This is a genomic window from Variovorax sp. MSC1_012, from assembly GCF_023667525.1.
In the GTDB taxonomy this organism is placed as follows: domain Bacteria; phylum Pseudomonadota; class Gammaproteobacteria; order Burkholderiales; family Burkholderiaceae_C; genus Variovorax; species Variovorax beijingensis_B.
This window is the reverse complement of sequence record NZ_JAMOZJ020000002.1, coordinates 125,228-141,748: the sequence shown is the minus strand read 5'-3', so window position 1 is coordinate 141,748 and position 16,521 is coordinate 125,228. Positions and strand designations below refer to the sequence as shown.

At 66.6% G+C, this 16,521-nt stretch carries 16 protein-coding genes; 2 read left to right on the top strand and 14 right to left on the bottom strand.

Translation table 11 applies throughout. From position 1 onward, the window contains the following. Window positions 1–8: 8 nt before the first annotated feature. The 10 genes from rrtA to L1081_RS26105 all read right to left on the bottom strand — a co-directional run bounded on the left by rrtA (window position 9) and on the right by L1081_RS26105 (window position 10,109). Complete coding sequence (gene rrtA, locus L1081_RS26150) at window positions 9–620, bottom strand: rhombosortase (RefSeq protein ID WP_489417548.1); 612 nt, start codon at window positions 618–620, stop codon at window positions 9–11. Window positions 621–1,202: 582 nt separating this feature from the next. Further along, window positions 1,203–2,105, bottom strand: coding sequence for a 2Fe-2S iron-sulfur cluster-binding protein (locus L1081_RS26145; RefSeq protein WP_489417547.1), 903 nt, complete (start codon window positions 2,103–2,105; stop codon window positions 1,203–1,205). A gap of 114 nt (window positions 2,106–2,219) precedes the next feature. Next, entirely contained in the window at window positions 2,220–3,245 is a 1,026-nt protein-coding gene (locus L1081_RS26140) for a tripartite tricarboxylate transporter substrate-binding protein (protein WP_489417546.1), read from the bottom strand. A gap of 67 nt (window positions 3,246–3,312) precedes the next feature. Continuing rightward, on the bottom strand, window positions 3,313–4,500 hold the full coding sequence (locus L1081_RS26135) for a Rieske 2Fe-2S domain-containing protein (RefSeq protein ID WP_489417545.1): 1,188 nt from the start codon (window positions 4,498–4,500) through the stop codon (window positions 3,313–3,315). 124 nt (window positions 4,501–4,624) lie between these two features. Then, a complete protein-coding gene (locus L1081_RS26130; RefSeq protein ID WP_489417544.1) occupies window positions 4,625–5,194 on the bottom strand; it encodes a MarR family transcriptional regulator in 570 nt (189 codons plus the stop codon). Between the two features lie 217 nt (window positions 5,195–5,411). Further along, complete coding sequence (locus L1081_RS26125) at window positions 5,412–6,425, bottom strand: FAD-binding oxidoreductase (protein ID WP_489417543.1); 1,014 nt, start codon at window positions 6,423–6,425, stop codon at window positions 5,412–5,414. Beyond that, the gene (locus L1081_RS26120) at window positions 6,422–7,381 is read right to left on the bottom strand and encodes a 4-hydroxythreonine-4-phosphate dehydrogenase PdxA (RefSeq protein WP_489417542.1); all 960 of its coding nucleotides are present in this window, start codon (window positions 7,379–7,381) and stop codon (window positions 6,422–6,424) included. The genes L1081_RS26125 and L1081_RS26120 overlap by 4 nt, the downstream gene beginning before the upstream one ends. 2 nt (window positions 7,382–7,383) lie before the next feature. After that, window positions 7,384–7,848 (bottom strand): nuclear transport factor 2 family protein, encoded by a 465-nt coding sequence (locus L1081_RS26115; RefSeq protein WP_489417541.1) that lies wholly within the window; start codon window positions 7,846–7,848, stop codon window positions 7,384–7,386. Between the two features lie 27 nt (window positions 7,849–7,875). Next, the gene (locus L1081_RS26110; RefSeq protein ID WP_489417540.1) at window positions 7,876–9,120 is read right to left on the bottom strand and encodes a Rieske 2Fe-2S domain-containing protein; all 1,245 of its coding nucleotides are present in this window, start codon (window positions 9,118–9,120) and stop codon (window positions 7,876–7,878) included. Window positions 9,121–9,140: 20 nt separating this feature from the next. Then, complete coding sequence (locus L1081_RS26105) at window positions 9,141–10,109, bottom strand: tripartite tricarboxylate transporter substrate-binding protein (RefSeq protein ID WP_489417539.1); 969 nt, start codon at window positions 10,107–10,109, stop codon at window positions 9,141–9,143. A gap of 138 nt (window positions 10,110–10,247) precedes the next feature. On the opposite strand from L1081_RS26105, the gene L1081_RS26100 reads away from it, so the two are divergent. Continuing rightward, window positions 10,248–10,991, top strand: coding sequence for an IclR family transcriptional regulator domain-containing protein (locus L1081_RS26100; protein ID WP_489417538.1), 744 nt, complete (start codon window positions 10,248–10,250; stop codon window positions 10,989–10,991). Window positions 10,992–11,033: 42 nt separating this feature from the next. Here the strand turns inward: L1081_RS26100 and L1081_RS26095 are convergent, their stop codons facing one another. From L1081_RS26095 to leuC, 3 genes are read right to left on the bottom strand one after another with little or no spacing between them, the layout of a single operon-like run. Next, window positions 11,034–12,026, bottom strand: a complete 993-nt coding sequence (locus L1081_RS26095) for a tripartite tricarboxylate transporter substrate-binding protein (protein ID WP_489417537.1) — start codon at window positions 12,024–12,026, stop codon at window positions 11,034–11,036. Beyond that, entirely contained in the window at window positions 12,023–12,655 is a 633-nt protein-coding gene (leuD, locus tag L1081_RS26090; RefSeq protein WP_489417536.1) for a 3-isopropylmalate dehydratase small subunit, read from the bottom strand. Before leuD ends, L1081_RS26095 begins: the two co-directional genes overlap by 4 nt. Beyond that, window positions 12,652–14,037: a 3-isopropylmalate dehydratase large subunit gene (gene leuC / locus L1081_RS26085; protein ID WP_489417535.1), complete on the bottom strand. Its 1,386-nt coding sequence runs from the start codon at window positions 14,035–14,037 to the stop codon at window positions 12,652–12,654. The genes leuD and leuC overlap by 4 nt, the downstream gene beginning before the upstream one ends. Before the next feature lie 105 nt (window positions 14,038–14,142). On the opposite strand from leuC, the gene L1081_RS26080 reads away from it, so the two are divergent. Then, the gene (locus L1081_RS26080) at window positions 14,143–14,871 is read left to right on the top strand and encodes a UTRA domain-containing protein (protein ID WP_489417534.1); all 729 of its coding nucleotides are present in this window, start codon (window positions 14,143–14,145) and stop codon (window positions 14,869–14,871) included. Window positions 14,872–15,270: 399 nt separating this feature from the next. On the opposite strand, the gene L1081_RS26075 is transcribed toward L1081_RS26080, so the two are convergent. Beyond that, the gene (locus tag L1081_RS26075) at window positions 15,271–16,293 is read right to left on the bottom strand and encodes an oxidoreductase (protein WP_489417533.1); all 1,023 of its coding nucleotides are present in this window, start codon (window positions 16,291–16,293) and stop codon (window positions 15,271–15,273) included. Between the last annotated feature and the right edge of the window lie 228 nt (window positions 16,294–16,521).

The window sequence follows — 16,521 nt, the reverse complement described above, 5'->3', positions numbered from 1 at the left end:
CGCCGAGGTCAGTCCTCGGCGCCGGCCCAGGCCCGCCGCAAGTGCGGCCACGCACCCTGCCAGAGGCAGAGCGCCAGTGCGCACAGCGCGCCGTACAGGTGCGCCTCGACCATCACCTCGCCGCCGATCAGCGCACGCTGCGGGTCCGAAGGCGGATGGAACATCTGCCAGCTGATGCGTGCGATGACGGCGACCAGGACGATCCAGGCCACGCGATCGCCGCGCCAGGCGCGCGGCACCAGCACCCAGATGAACAGCCCGTAGAGCACGCCCGAGAGGCCCGCGTAGTTCGTGGCCTGGGGCGATGCAGCCACCAGCAGAATCCCCACGCCGAGGGCCAGCACGACGATCGCGGCGGCCCAGGCGCACCCGCTGCGGGTGCCTGCCGCGAACGCGGCGCACAGCGCCAGCCCGCCGGCGTTGATCAGGCAGTGCGCCCAGCCGAGATGCACCGCATGCGCCGAGAGCAGGCGCCAGTACTGTCCGCCGAGCACGGCCGCGCGTTCGTAGCGCAGCGCTTCGTACACCGGCTCACCGCCCGCCTGCAAGGCCAGCACGAGGCAGGCGAGCGCGACGGGAACGAGCCAATTGGCGAAGGAGCGACGTGGGAGAGGTTGCACGGGGCGCGGCCCATTCAGAGATTGGGGTAATTTGCCGTGAGGCAGGATTGAAGGTACTCGGGGAATGCCTTGTTATGGCGGAATTGTGCGTTGGCTTGCTCCGGCCTCGAGCGAGTTCGGCAACATCGCGTGTGTTCTCCGATACCCATCGTCCAGGCGACGAGCGACTGAAACAGGTCGAAAGCCGCAGCAACTTGCACTGCTCTCACTCGCGCTTTTGTTGGTCCTCGGGTCCAACGACTGCTTGGTGCCAGACAGCGTGAGTGGGGCGCTCTCAACCACCGGCAATAGGGTGTTCTCGTGGCGCTGCGGGTGCTTTCAATGGCATACGGCGTGATGAAGTTCACATTATTGGAGCATGAGAACCCCTCCGGCACGGCACAGCTTGCACATGCACCATCCCATCTGGTGTGAACTGGTGTCCTGCCTGGAGCCTGTGCCAAATGTGCTCAGGCTCGGATGGACCTCGGTCGTTAGCCAAAGGCTGGTTGAATCTTCACCATCGACAATTAATATCTCCGTACCTTTCGTGCGTCATCGCACCGGACCAGGGTGGTTTGCGTCGGCAGGTCGTGGGAGCACCTACAGATCAAGTACTACGGTCGGACTGCAAGCGCGCGAGCAGCAAACCATCATCGTCTTGTTGCTCGCCCGCTCGGCCGCGGTAAGGATTTCGTCGTGGTGTTCGGGGATGCCCTCGAGCACACGCACCTCGCAGGAACCGCAGATGCCCTGGCGACAGGAATAGTCGACGTTCACTCCGGCCTGTAGAAGCGCGTCCAGTGTGCTCACTTCGGGTCCCACCATGACGCTGCGTCCGCTCTTGGCCAGGCGCACTTCGAAGCTTCCCGCATCAGGCGGCGGAGTTGCGACGCCGAAGCGCTCTACGTGAACGCGCGCAGGATCGATGTCCCGGGTCGCTTCGGCAAACGCATCAAGCATGCCCTCCGGCCCGCAGCAGTAGAAGTGCGTGCCTGGCGGGGCGTCGGCCACGAGCGCCCTCAAGTCGATGCGGCCAGCGCTGGCACTGCTGTGCAGGTGCACTTTCTCTCCCAGTTGCTGAAGCTCTCGCGCAAAAGGCGCGACCGCCGCGTTGCTGGCCGTGTAGTGCAGGCGCCATGGCCGGCCTTCGCGTTCCAAGGTCCTTGCCATCGGCAGCAGCGGTGTGATGCCGATGCCTCCGGCAACGAGCAGTGACGGGCCGTCATGGTCTGCCAGTGGAAACTGGTTCCGAGGCGTGGATATCTGAATCACGTCGCCGACACGCAGCCGGCCGTGCACATAGGCCGATCCACCTCGACTGCCCGTTTCACGCTTCACGGCCAGCACGTAGATTCCTTCGTCACCGCTGACCACGGAATAGGGGCGCGTCACACCGTCGGCAAGACGTACGTCCACATGGGAGCCTGGCGAGGCGGGCGGGAGCCGGAGACCCTCGATGTGGCGAAGTTCGATGCTCAGCACGTCCCGCGATTCGAGGCGCATGGCAGCCACTTGGACTGCGAAGGCGCTCCCAGCCTGACTCGCGCTTTTTTCTGCTTGTTCCTGCATTTCTTCTCGAGACCGCGGCCGCAACGGGCCGGTGGTCTTCAGCCTTCCTTACTGTTGCACCGCGAGGCCGGCGGCCTTGATGACCTTGCTGAACTTGGCCACGTCCTTCTCGAGCCACCTCCTGGCGTCGGAAGAGCCAACAAAGGTGGGTTGAACATCGAGATCGTTCAGCTTCCTGACGATGTCTGCGTCCTTCATCGCGGTCTGCAGCGCCGCCTCTAGCTTCGCGACCACGCTCGCCGGCGTGCCCGCGGGTGCCGACAGCGTCACGAGCTGTTCGTTGCCGTCCATCTCCGGGTAGCCCTGCTCGCCGGTGGTTCCGACCTGCGGCATGGCCTTCAAGCGCTCATGTCGTTGAACCGCGATGTTTTGGATGCCGTTGCCCTCGAAATTGCGAACGATCGAGCTGTACGGAAGGGCGCAGGCCTGTACCTCGCCCGCACGAAGGCCGGTCAGAGCTGGGGCAACGCCGTTGTAGGGCACATGGATGACGTTCAGGGCCGCTCCGGTCTTGGACTTCACCAGGCCCTTGAACATCTCCAGCTGCAGATGATTCAGCCCGCTCACGCCAGTCGTGCAGAAGCTCAGGCCGCCCGGTCTGTCGTGTGCCAGCTTGACCAACTCGGGCAACGTCTTCACTTGTGCCGACGAGTTGACGGCGAACAGCGAGGTATAGACGGCCACGCCGCCGAGCGGCGCGTAGTCCTTCAACTGGTACTCGAAGTTCGGCACGATGAGGTTCAGGAATCCGAACGCGGACCCGGACGCAATGAACAGGGTGTAGCCATCGGGCTTGGCCTGCGCGACATAGCGCGCTCCGACCGCGCTGCCTGCACCCGGACGGTTCACGACCAGCACCGGCTGGCCCAGCAGGTCGCGCAGCTTTTCCGCGAGCACGCGGGCCGTTGCGTCGAGGCTGCCACCGGGCGCGAACGGCACGATGATGGTCACCGGCTGCTTGGGGAAGTCCGTCTCGGCCGCTTGCCCATGGCCTGCGCCAAGGGCGACGACGCCGCCAAGAAGAAGGTTGCGGATCAGCGCCCGCGCGCCGAAGGGAAGGTGAGGGAATTTCATCGTTTGTCTCCTGGTCTTGTGTGTGGAAGCGCCGGGTGTCGCCGGGTCGCGAAACGCCGAGCTGACCTCAGGTGGCCGACAGGTCCTTCGGTCGTGCGGTGCTCATGAGCTCGTCCGACTCGGTGGGGTCGAGGCTTTCCGGCAGCACGGTCTGCGTGGCACGGACGCTGTACAGGTGCGGCATGTCAGGGCCCATGGGGCGCTGGCCATCCGCGCAAGCGAGCGCTGTGTCGATGAGCAACCGGCGCATTGCGACCACCGCACGGTCGCTGGTGCCGAGATGTTCGCGCGTCCTGTCCACGATGGGGCCGGCCGACTCGGCGACCATGGCGTCCTGGGCGCGAATGCCCGCAATGCCGGTGAAGGAAACGGTCTTCTGCTGCGCGCGGTCGATGAGGTAGTCGTTGTCCAGGCGTTCCGTCGGACGGGTGGTTCCGGGAATCACGCGGCGGTGCGCGTAGTCACCGTTGCGCCATGCCGTGAGCTCCTTGTCTTCCAGCGGGCGATCCGGCCGGAAGGTGGCACACAGCACCCAGCAGCGCTCATCGTTCATCGGCACCCACATGCGCACCAGCCGGGCTTCGGCCGGATGCGGAGGGATCATGGTGTAGAAGGGCAGCAGGAACTGGTTCAGGCGCCAGTAGCGCTGGCCCTCGTCGACGCGGCGCCCGTTGCAGGCCATGAAGCCTGATGGGCTCGGAACGATCTTCCAGAGCGGGGCTTTGTCATTCTTGAAGAACCGCCCGGTCAGCGCGCGATCGTCGTCGTTCGTCTTGTCGACCAGGCTGTGCAGGAAGCCGACATGCGCGCTGTCCAGTTCTCCCTCCATGGCCTGGGCGTAGTTGCAGTCCTGCTCCCAGCGAGAGACGTACACATGCGAGGAGGGCAGGCCGAGCCATTCGAAGTCGGGCAGGGGAGGCATCTTGTCAGTCTCGCCCATGTAGACCCAGAGCACGCCCCCGGCGATGCGCGCCGGATAGGCGCGAGCGCGCACCTTGCAGCGCATGGGGCTATCGGGCGCCTCGGTCGGCATGTCCAGGCACTGACCATCCACGCCGAACTTCCAGCCGTGATAGACGCAACGCACGCCGCCTTCCTCGTTGCGGCCGAAGAAGAGGCTGGCACCGCGATGCGGGCATTGCTGGTCGAGGACGCCGACGCGGCCCTCTGTGTCGCGAAACACCACAAGCGCTTCGCCGAGCAGCTGCAGGCGCACGGGCGGCTCGTCGGCGGCAGGCACCTCAGCCTCGGTCATGGCGGGTGTCCAGAAGCACCGCATCAGCTTTCCCATCGGGGTGTCGGAATTGGTGCGTGTGAGGAGGTCGTTGTTTTCTCTGCTGAGCATGATTGCGTGGGGTACCTGAAGGTGCGTGGAGGTGTCAGTCCGGAAGGTCGGCGTCGAAGGATTCGTCGCCCAATCTCGGGAGGTTCTCGATCAACGTGTGCAGGTCGGCGCGCAGGCGCTTGACCTGGGCCGCGCTCATGCCGTGCGTCAACCGGATCTCGCGCTGCTGCGACGTGCTGTAGAGCTCCTGCGAAAGCGAGCGGCCGGACTCTGTCAGGGTGATCGTCATCTCGCGTCCGTGGCGCGCCAGCGTGACCAGGCCTTGCTGGCTCAGGACCTGCAGACTGCGGCTGGCCGCGGCCTTGTCGACATCCGCGGCAGCGGCCACGAAGGCCGCGCTGCATTCGTGCTCCACGCCCAGCGCGAGCAAAAGCCGGTACTCCGTCGTCCCGATGTCCCAGCGCTCCATGTAGAAGCTCGAAGCGCTGCGGCTCAGTCGAACGGACAGGCTCGTGACGAGCCATCCGATGAAGTCCGTCGCGAGCGCCGGCAGCGGTCGATCGACGACCGGGTCGGACATCTCGGTCCGTCGCTGCGCCGCTTTGGGCGTGCCGTGGACACGGGAAGGACGCGCAGGCGCGGCAATGGTTTTCTTGGCTGGCATCGTGGGATGGAAAAAATATGCAGGATTGATTGTTGATCAATCAACGTTGATATGTCAACAATGCGAATTCGTGTGTCCGTTCCCGGAGTGAGTTCAACCCCGACGGCGGCACCGATATCCTGGCGTGGTGATCATTACCCGAGGTGATGGGATGCCGTCTGCAGGGAGAGCCCTGAAAGCATGCCGCTGCTGCGAGGCCTTCGGTGAGCGGTTGCGATCACGGGTGCGCGGCGGGCCCCTCGACGAACACGTCCGAGTGAAAGTCGCCCGCGTCGAGCCCGCGATGCCGCACCGCCGCGTCACGCACCGCGTTCACCATGGCCGGTGAGCCGCAGCAATACAGTTCGTGTCCCTTCAGGTCCGGGCACGTCGCCAGCAGTGCCTCGTCGGCGCGGCCCGCGAAGTCGACATCGCTCGCCGCGCCGTCGTCACTCAACGCGCTGACGAAGCGCATCGCCGGCCACTGCTTCTGCCAGCGTGCGACCGCGGGGCGCAAGTAGATGCCGTCGGCCTGCCGCGCCGCCCAGATCAGCGTGATCGGCCGATCGATTCGCCGCTTGAGCATGTCGTCCAGGATGGATTTGACCGGCGCGAACCCCGTGCCGCCCGCCACGAACACCAGGGGGCGCGTTTGATCCTCCCGCAGCGAGAAAGCGCCGAAGGGCAGCTCGATGTCGAGTAGCTCGCCAGGGGCCAGCTGCGGCACGCGCGCGCTGAAGGCGCCGCCGGCCACGTGGCGCACGTGCAGCGTGACGGCATCGCTCTCGTGCGGCGCATTGGCCATGGAATAGCTGCGTGTGCTGCCGTCGGGCAGAGAGAGCTGCAGGTACTGCCCGGCCCTGAACTTCGCGCGTTGCCCCGCGGGCAGGCGCAGCTGCAGCACCGACACATCGGGCGCGACCCGTTCGTTGCGGAACACCTTCGCGGTGAAGCGCTTGCGCGCGGCGGGTTCGATCCGGCGCATCGCGGTCGGTGCGATCTCGATGTCGCCGCGCGGCGCGCACATGCAGAACAGCACCTGGCCCGGCAGACAGGTCTCGTTGGTGAGGGTGCCTGTGCCGATGGCCGCCACTTCGCCGCGCACCACTGCGCCGGCGCAATTGCCGCAGACACCCTTGCGGCACGAGTAGGGCAGCTCGATGCCGGCGCGCGCGGCCGCATCGAGCACGCTCTCGTTGCCGGCGCAGTCGAAGGCGAGGTCGCTGTTCGCGATGGCGATGCGATGGCTCATGTCCTGCCTCCCGAGAGCAACGCAATGGTGCGCAGCACGGCTTGCGGTTCGGCGATGCCGCGGCCCGCGATGTCCATGGCGCTGCCGTGCCCGACGCTCGACAGCAGCGCATCGGCGCCGATGCTGAGCGCACTGGCCGCCTGCGGCGCAAGCAGCTTGACCGGGATATGGCCCTGGTCATGCAGCATCGCCACGTAGAGATCGTGGCCGCCGTGCCCACGCTGCGCCAGCAGCATGTCGGCGCCGGCAGGGCCGTCCACGCGGAGGCCTTCGGCGCGCAGTGCGGCGACGGCAGGCACCACGATGGCCGCGTCCTCGGGGCCGAACAGCCCCCCTTCCGAGGCGTGCGGATTGATGCCGAACACGCCGATCGACGGATCGGCCACGCCCAGCAGTGCGCAGGCTTGCGCACCCGCGCGGGCGGCGTGCGCAACCAATTCGGGTGTCAGCCGGTCGAGCGCGGTGCGCACGCTCTCATGCAGCGTGGCATGCACGATGCGCAGACCGCCGCCCACCAGCATCAGGAACACGCGGTCTTCGGACACGCCGCACACGCGCGCGACCAGCGACGGGTAGCCGCTGAACGCGATGCCGGCCTGGTGGATGGCGGTCTCGTGGTGCGGGCAGGCGACCACCGCATCGACCTCGCCGCGCCGGCACGCTTGCAGTGCGGCGGTGGCGGAGGCGACGGTCGAGGCGCCCGCCGCTGCATCGATGCGGCCGGGCACCGCGGCGCTCGCGGGCAGTTCTCCCGCGTTCACCAGCCGCCCGTCGCGCAGCAATGCCAACATGCCCAGCTGTGCCGCCGTGCGTTCGAACACGCTGGCCGGGCCGTAGAGCGTGAGGCGCGCGCGGTCGGCCTCGGGCAGCGCGGCGAGTGCCTTCAGCGCGATCTCCGGGCCGATGCCGTTCGGATCTCCGGCGGCCAGCGCGAGTTTTCGGGACGGGGCGCGCATGGTCACAGCGGCAGCGCGAGCAGCGTGTCGGTCACGGTGCTGTCGCATACCGCCACGCGCGACTGCAGGCGCAGCTGGCCGTCCTGCCGTACGAAGCGGTCCTGGTAGACGCCGGTGGCGAACACCTCGGTCTGCCCCGTGGCCATGATGCGCGCCACGAGGAAGGGCGTGCGCGCCTCCGCAGCCTCGGCATCGGTGTTCTGCACCAGCGGCATGCCCAGCAAGTGCCGGTAGCGCTGGCGTTCGTAGATGTTGGCTTCACGCAGCGCGGCGATGCGGTCTTCGAGCATGGCGCGCGAGTCGGCGTAGACGATGCCGGCCGCGAGGCCTTCGCGCTCGTTCTCGATGTGGGTGATGCGGTAGTGGCAGCCTTCGGTGAAGAAGCCGGGCCATTGCTCCAGCGCATCGCTGTCGATGGCATCGGCGTAGGCCGCGTTGAAGGCGCACAGCGCCAGCAGGTCGATCATGTGGAATCTCTCTTTGCTTCGCTGGACTCAGGCGCCCATGTGCTGGCGATATGCCTTCCAGAAGCCGCGGACCGAGGCCTCCGTGGCGCGGCCTTCGCCGGAGACGGCCGCATCGCCGCCCATCTCGACGACAGCCTCGTGGTCCGCCGCGCCCGCGATGCCGCGCTGCACGAAGCCGCCGACCGCGCCGTCCTCCATCGAGATGAAGCCCGCGGGCCCCACGAGGTTCGACTGCTTCAGGCGCACCTTGCGCTGCTCGGGCGTGTCGTCGGCGTAGCCGATGTAGGTCCAGTTCAGTTCGGTGCGCGCCGTGCCCTTGGGCAGCACCTGACGCACGGCCAGGCAGTTCTGGATCTGCTGCAGCACGAAGCCGGGGAACACCGAGAGGATCTGCAGCGTCACGCCGTCGTCGTACTCCTTGAAGCCGGCCAGCACGCTCGGATCCTTCAGGCGATAGCGGTCGTTGTCGGAGCGAAGGGCCTGCTCCTTGTACGAGGCATCCTTTTCCGCGGCTGTATCGATCATCGAGAAGCTCGCATGGTGGCCTCCGGTCTCGTCCACGATCACGCCGCCTTTCTGCGACAGGCGATTCAGTTCGAAGGTGGTGAAGAACATGTGCAGGAGGCTCGCGTGGTAGCTGTCCTTGACGTTCTCCACGTACAGCTTCCAGTTGTTGGGCAGCGCCTGCGTGAAGCGGCCGATGACCTCCACCGGCTTGTGCAGCACGCGCTCGATGCGCTGGCAGATCTCGTCGCCCAGGTACTCCTCGATCGAGGGCACGTCGCCGCTGAAGCTGCCGAACACGAGGCCGCAGTAGCTCGCGATGCGCAGCTTGCGCGGGCCGTGTGCTTCCTTGCAGAAGCTCGCGGGCATGCCGCCTTGGCCTTTCACGCCCTTCTCGAAGGCCACGCCCGTAAGGTCGCCCTGGCGGTTGTAGCTCCACGCGTGATAAACGCACTGGAAGTTGTCGCTGCGGCCCGATTTCTCGAGCGCGATCAGCGCGCCGCGGTGTGCACAGCGGTTCTCGAAAGCGTAGATCTCGCCGTCGTCGTCGCGCACCACCACCACCGGCGTCTCGCCCGCGAAGGTGGTGCGGTAGCTGCCGGCATCGGGCAGTTCGGCTTCCAGGCAGAGGTAGTTCCACACCGGGCCGCGGAAGATCCGCACCTGCTCGTCGGCGGCGAGCTGCGCGTCGCTGTACACCGCGAACGGAATGCGCGTGAGGCCGGCGCCGGACCAGTGGACCGGCTGGGGTTGGATGTCGTTGTGCATGGGGTTCTTCGCTGGGTCGCTTATTCCATGGTGACCTTGGCGGCCTGGATGACCTTGTGCCATTTGGCCGATTCGGCCTGGATGAACTGGCCGGTGCGCGCGCTGTCCCAGCCGCGTGGCTCGGCGCCCTGTTCCGCAAATTTCTGCTTCACGTCGGGCAGCGCGAGCGCCGCGGCCATCGCTTTCTGCGTGGTATCGATCGTGGCCGCGGGGGTGCCCGGCGGCGCGACCACCGCGAACCACGTCACCGCATTCATCGCGGGCAGCCTCTGCTCGGCGAAGGTGGGTACGTTGGGCAAGGCTTTGGAGCGCTGCTCGTCGGCCACCGCGAGGATGCGGACCTTGCCGGTGCGCTCGAACTGCAACGACGAGGAGATGTTGTCGAAGAACACATCGACTTGGCCGCCGATGAGATCGACCAGAGCGGGCGCGGTGCCCTTGTACGGTACGTGCGTCATCTCGGTGCCCGTGAGCTGCATGAAGAGGCTGGCCGTCAGGTGCGAGGTGGTGCCGTTGCCCTGCGAGGCGAAGCTCACCTTGCCGGGGTTCGCCTTCAGGTAGGCGATGAACTCGGCCACGTTGTGCACCGGCAGCTTGGGGTTGACCACCAGCACGTTGGGCACCGTGGCCAGCACGGTCACCGGCACCCAGCGCGCCGGATCGAACCCCAGCTTCTTGTACAGGTGCTGGTTGATGGCGATGGGCGCGGGCGGCGAGGCCAGCAGCGTCTTGCCATCGGGCTCGGCGCGGAATACCACGTCGGCGCCGATGTTGCCGCCCGCGCCGGTGCGGTTCTCGACCACCACGCCCGCGGGGTACAGGTCGCGCAGCTTGTCGGCCACCACGCGGGGCAGGATGTCGGCGGTGCCGCCGGCGGGGAAGGGCACGACCAGGCGTGCGATCTTGTTGTCGTTCTGCGCCTGAACCTGCGCTATCAGGCAGGCGCAGGCCAGCAGCGTAAGCGTGCGTCGGGCGAGTCTCTGGAACATTGTTGTCTCCGTGTTCCTCGTGCGTCGAGGGGATTCCAGTGTCTCTTTGCCTCTGCGCGTGCAACAAGTTAGATTTGCGCAATGCGCAAAAACCAAGAAAGTTCTCCCAGCGAGGAGGCCGCACCAGACAAGAACTTCGTGACCTCGCTGCAAAAGGGCCTCGACGTGCTGACCTGCTTCGGCCGCCAGCACAGCCGGCTCACGGTGTCGGAAGTAGCGCGGCTCACGCAGAGCTCGCCCGCGTCTGCCCGCCGCGCGCTGCTCACGCTGCAGACGCTGGGCTACCTGGACAGCGACGGCAAGCGGTTCTGGATGTTGCCCAAGACGCTGCTGGTGGCGCACGCATACCTTGCCTCACGGCCCGCGCCGTCGCTCGCGCAGCCGCTGCTCGATGCGCTGTCGGAGCGCACGCGCGAGTCGGCCTCGCTCGCGATGCTGCAGGGCGACGACGCGATCATCATTGCGCGCTCGACCGCGCGGCGCAGCCTGAGCACGGGGCTGGGCATCGGCTCGCGGCTGCCGGCGTATTGCGCGGCATTGGGGCGCGTGCTGCTCGCGGGCTTGCCGCCCGACGAAGCGGCGCGGCGCGTGCACGCCATGCCGCGCCCGCGCCTGAGCCTGCGCACCGTCACCGATGCGGACGAGGTGCTGGCGCTCGTCGCGCGTTGCCGCGAGGAGGGTTACGCCAGCAACGATGGCGAGCTTGAACTGGATGTGCGCTCGATGGCCGTGCCGGTGTTCGACCGCTCGGGCCAGGTCATGGCGGCGATGAGCATCGCCGTGCGCGCCGAGCGCATGACGCTGGCGGAGGTGCGCGAAACCTTCCTGCCCGCGCTGCGCAAGGCTGCCGGGAGCCTGGTGACGCGGCTGCACGCGGCGTGAGCTTCGTCACGGCACGCAAACGGGCCGCGCGCGGTGCGCCGCCTATTCCGCCTTGATCCCGGCAGCCTTCACGACCGGCGCCCAGTTGGTGATTTCGCTGCGGATGGTTACGGCGAACTCCGCAGCGGTGGAGGCGACGGGCTCGACGCTCAGTTCCGCCAGCCGCTGGCGCACCTCGGGCATCTGCATCACCTTGACAAGATCGCCCGAAAGTTTGGCCGCCACCGGCGCAGGCAAGCCAGCCGGTGCGACGAAGCCGAACAGGCTCTCGAGCGAGTAGCCGGGAATGGTTTCGCCGATGGTCGGATAGTCGGGGTAGATGCGGCTGCGGTGCGCATTGGTGATGCCCAGTATCTTGAGCTTGCCGGCCTTCACGTGCGGAAGGGCCGAGTCGAGCAGCACGAAGCCGACCGGCACGCGCCCGCTCAGCAGGTCGTTGTAGGCCGGTGCGCTGCCGTTGTAGGGGATGTGCACCATGCCCGCGTTGGTGCGCACGTTCATGAGTTCGCCTGCCAGCTGCGTTGCGGTCCCGATGCCCAGCGAGGCGAAGCTGATCGAACCGGGCTTCGCACGCGCCTTCTCGATCAGTCCTTTCACGTCCTCAGCGGGGAACGAGGGGATGGCCACGAGCGCGATCACCGGGAACCCCAGCAGGCTCAGCGGCGTGAAATCCTTGACCGTGTCGTAGGGCAGGTCGGTGCGCAGCGCTGGGTTGATGGTGAATGCGCTGATCACGATGCCGAAGGTGTAGCCATCGGCCGGCGCGCGGGCGATGGCCTGCGTGCCGACGATGGTGCCGGCACCCGGCTTGTTGTCGACGATCACGCTCTGCTTCCAGAGCTCGCCGAGCTTCTGTGCCATCAGCCGGCCGACCACGTCGGTGGCGCCGCCCGGCGGCAGCGGAACGACCATGCGCACGGGGCGGGCCGGAAAGTCGGCCGCGAGCGCATGGCGTGGCAACAGCGCCGAGGCGGCAATGGCCATGGCGGTGCGTAGCGCAATGCGGCGCAATGGCCGGGAAGGGTAAGGGGTCACGGTGTCTCCTTTGTTTTCAGATAGATCCACGGTCGCGCCTGCGCATCGCGGGCCTGGAACGCGTCGATCTCGGCGCTGCGGGCCAGCGTCAGTTCGAGGTCGTCGAGCCCGCGCAGCAGGCCTTCGCGGCGCCGCGCAGGCATGTCGAAGGGCAGCGCAGCCATCCCCGGCGCCTGCAAGGTGCACGCGCGAAGATCGACCTCCATGAGCGCCGAGGGCGATTGCGCCACCGCATGCGCGAGCGCCTCCACCTGTGCACGCGGCAGCTGCACCGGCAGCAAACCGTTCTGGAAGCAGTTGCCGTGGAAGATGTCGCCGAAGCTCGGTGCCACGATGCAGCGCAGGCCCAGTGCCATGAGCGCCCACACGGCGCCCTCGCGCGAACTGCCGCAGCCGAAGTTGTCGCCTGCGAGCAGGATGCGCGCCTCGCGGTAGGGTGCGCGATTGAGCACGAATCCGGGATCCTCGGTGCCGTCCGCGCGAAAGCGCAGGGCTGCGAGTGCGTGCGGTCCGAGCTCGTCGCGCGGCACGCCCCCGAAAAGCGGTTCGACGCGGATGATCGTGTCGGTGTCGATGTTGTCGAGCAGTAGCGGGGCGGCCACGGCGTGCAGCACGGTGAACGGTGTCATGCGCGTGTCTCCAGCGTGCGGTGATCGACGATGCAGCCCGCGATGGCGGCAGCCGCGGCCATCTGCGGGCTGGCCAGGTGCGTGCGCGCGCCCGGGCCCTGGCGTCCCACGAAGTTGCGGTTCGAGGTCGACACGGCGCGTTGCCCGGGCGGCACCGCCTCGCCGTTGCCGGCCACGCACAGCGAGCAGCCCGACTCGCGCCATTCGAAGCCGGCATCGCGGAAAACCTGATCGAGCCCTTCGTCCTCCGCCGCACGCTTGACGAGCTCGGAGCCGGGGACGACCCAGGCCTTCACCCCTGGGGCCACGCGGCGGCCCCGCACCACGGCCGCGGCCAGCCGCAGGTCCGAGATCCGCGCGTTGGCGCACGAGCCGATGAAAACCCAGTTGACGGGCGTGCCCGCGATCGGATCGCCGGCGCGAAGGCCCATGTACTCGAGCGCGGCTTTCTGGGTCGGGCCGGTTGGCGCGGGTACGACGTCGCCGACATCGAGAACATCCTGCGGGCTCACGCCCCAGGTGATCTGCGGACCGACGCCGGAGGCGTCGATGCGCACCTCGCGGTCGAACACCGCGTCGTCGTCGCCGCGAAGCTCGCGCCATTGCGCCACCGCCTGTTCCCAAAGCGCGCCCACCGGGGCATACGGGCGGCCGCGTAGGTAGTCGAAGGTGCGTGCGTCGGGCGCGATGATGCCGAAGCGCCCGCCCATTTCCACTGAGAGGTTGCACACCGTCATGCGCGCTTCCATGTCGAGTGCATCGATGGCCGGGCCCGCGTATTCGACCGCGCAGCCCGAGGCCCCCGTCGCGCCGAGGCGACCGATGGTATGCAGGATAAGGTCCTTCGCGCTCGCGCCCTGCGGCAGGACGCCATCGAACCAGATGCGCATCTGGCGCGGGCGCTGCAGCACGATGGTCTGCGTGGCCGCGACATGCTGAAACTCGGTGGCGCCGATGCCGAACGCCAGCGCTCCGAGGGCCCCGTGGGTGCAGGTGTGGCTGTCGCTGCAGACGATCGTGGCGCCCGGCAAGGTCAGTCCCAGTTCGGGGCCTACCACGTGCACGATGCCCTGGCCAGGTTGCCCGAGATCGAACAGCCGGATGCCTTGGGCGTGAGTCTCGTGGCGCAGATCCTTGAGGTAGCGCAACGCGTTGGCCGTGTGGCCGGTGCGCCCCGGGGCGGTGGAGACCGTGTGGTCGGGCGTCGCGAAGGTGAGTTCGGGGTTGCGCACGGCGTGCCCGCGCTGGCGCAGCGCAGCCAGCGCCTTGCTACCGGGGTCGCTCACCAGGTGGCGGTCCACATGCAGCAAGGAGAAGCCGTCGCCCAGGCCCGCTACCACGTGGGTGTCCCATATCTTGTCGAAGAGCGTGCGGCCTGCCATGCGTTGTCCCGTGGTGCTTTGGGCCGGTAAGGCCTGCTTGGTATTATTGTATTGACATCAATACATTTGGCAAGACCAAGTATTCCCAGCCGTTAAGATTTCCGAATGGACCTCAATCGGCAACCCGGCGTCGCGCTGCATCACCAGATCTCCACCATGATCGAAGACATGGTGGCCAGCGGCAGGCTGCGTGACGGAGACCAGTTGCCTACAGAAGAAGACCTGCGTGCGCAATACGGCGTGTCGCGCGTGACGGTGCGGCGTGCCCTGCAGTCGCTCGAGGCGCGGGGCCTGCTCAAGCGGCAGCGCGGCCGTGGCACTTACCTGTCTGTGCCATTCGCATCGGCGCCGCTGCCGATGCCCATGAACGCATTTCTCGAGGCCATGGCCGAGCGCCGCTCCCGTAGCACGCCCAGCGTCAAGGAATTCGGCTTCGTGCCCGCGCCGCTCGATGTGGCGACTGCACTGCAGCTCGAAGAGGGAGCGGTGGTACTGAAGGTGGTGCGTGTGCGGGTGACCGGGCGCACGCCGATCCTGCACAGCGTGGCCTACCTGACGGAGGACGTTGGGCGGCGTTTCGCCAAGGCCGACTTCGGCCGTGCCGCGCTGACCGAGCTGCTGCAGGCGGAGGGCATCCGCTACGACCGCATCGAGATGGTCACCCGCGCCACGCTGGCCGACGTCTCGCTTGCGAAGCTGCTCGACGTGGCCATCGGCTCTGCGTTGGTCGACGTGATGCGCATTGGCTACGACAAGAAGGGGAGGCCCTTCGAATTCCAGATTCTTCGCGGACCTTCAGACCGCTTCCACACGCACGTCACGATCAGAGGCTGATCTCCAGGGGCGATTTATATCGCTCGGCAGTGCAGCAGGATCGCAATCTGCCAGGACGCAGGCGGGCAATCGAGTCAGCAGCCGATAACCTGGCATTCCCGTGACTTTCGTTATCGCGCGCTGATCGGGAACTCGTCAACAGCACGGCAGTGCTCCTCGCTGCTCGCCAAAGAAAACCGTCGTAGTGCCACCTTCTCGTGAGTTGAGTGCATGTGTCGGTCCAACAGACAGTAAGGGGGTATTTACGTGCCTTTGGTTATCGTCGGTTGTTTCCTCGGCCCCGAGTTTCGGCGTTGCTCCGGCCTGCGTTCTTCGATGGTCGTAATAGTCCGGCGATCGCGCGGACAACCCGCCTCCTTGTGCTGGGAGCGAGTCGGGGACCGGGTATTCGTCCGCCCCCTATCGCGAACCGTGCAAGACGAAGGTCTGCCATCCCCGCATATGGTCGATGAAGCGTTCGCTCAACCCACGCTCGCGCAAGTACTCGGCAGGCACTGGAAGCCTTGGACTGTCGTACGTCGGGTTGGCCTTGACCTGCAGAGGAAAGTCCCGCTGAAGAATGCCAGCGCGGGCAATCAGCACGAAGTCGCAGCCCTCGTCCAGCAACTCGCCGGCACGCTTGGCACTCATGATCTTGCCGGCTGTCCCCAGGCGAACTCCCTTGCGAGGCAATTCTGTGAAAAGACTGAGCATGGTCCTGCCGCGGAATGGCCCTTCTCTGACGACCTGAGCTGAGTCCCACAAGGCCAGGTCAAGATAATCGATCAGTTCGCGATCGAAGATATAAGCGGTGACCTCGCGCAGTTCCTCCAGGCGCAACCCATACCGCTCGATCGACAGTCGCCAGCCAATCTGAAAATCAGGGCCGCATTCCCGGCGGATGCCTTCGATCACCTCCAGAGTCAGGCGCGCCCGGTTCTCGAGGCTCCCGCCGTATTTGTCCTTGCGATCGTTCAGGAACGGCGACATGAACTCCGAAAGGATCCAACCGAATGCGCCATGCACCGCGACGCCGTCGAACCCTGCCAGTTGCGCCCTTTTCGCGGCGGCGATAAAGCTGTCGCGGATCCGCTCCACCACGTCGGTCGAGATCGCCTGAATGCCCGGCAAAGTGTCACTGGAAGCAGGAGCTGGAATGCCCCCCAGCAGCGGGTTGGCGCGGTGGCCCGCGTGGTGCAGCTGAACCGCCGAGAGGCCACCACCGCTCCGAATGGTTGTGGCCATCCGGGTAAGGCCTAGCAGGTGCTCATCGCTGTGGATTCCCAACTGCCGCGCAAACGCAATGCCGCTCGCTTCCACGGTCGTGGCACAAGTCTGGATCAACGCGTAGCCACCTTGAGACAGCTGCTCCATCCAGAAATGGTCGTACACGGAGGCAGTGCCGTCGAGCTCGCTTTGCTGGTTGGTCAGCGGCGCCAGCATGAAGCGATTCCTCATCGCCGGGCCGTGCAGGAGAGTGAGCGGTTTGAAGAGATCAGAAACAGACACAGGAAAGCTCCAAAAATTGGTTAGAAATGCAGATCGGGATCGGGCGGCGACCGTTGACCAGCCGCACCCAAACTAGGACTGCGTCCGCGGCGGATGCAATCGCTCAAACGCGCAGCTACAAATGCCTTGAATTCGAGTGCGGCATGCGGCCGCGTGGAAGGA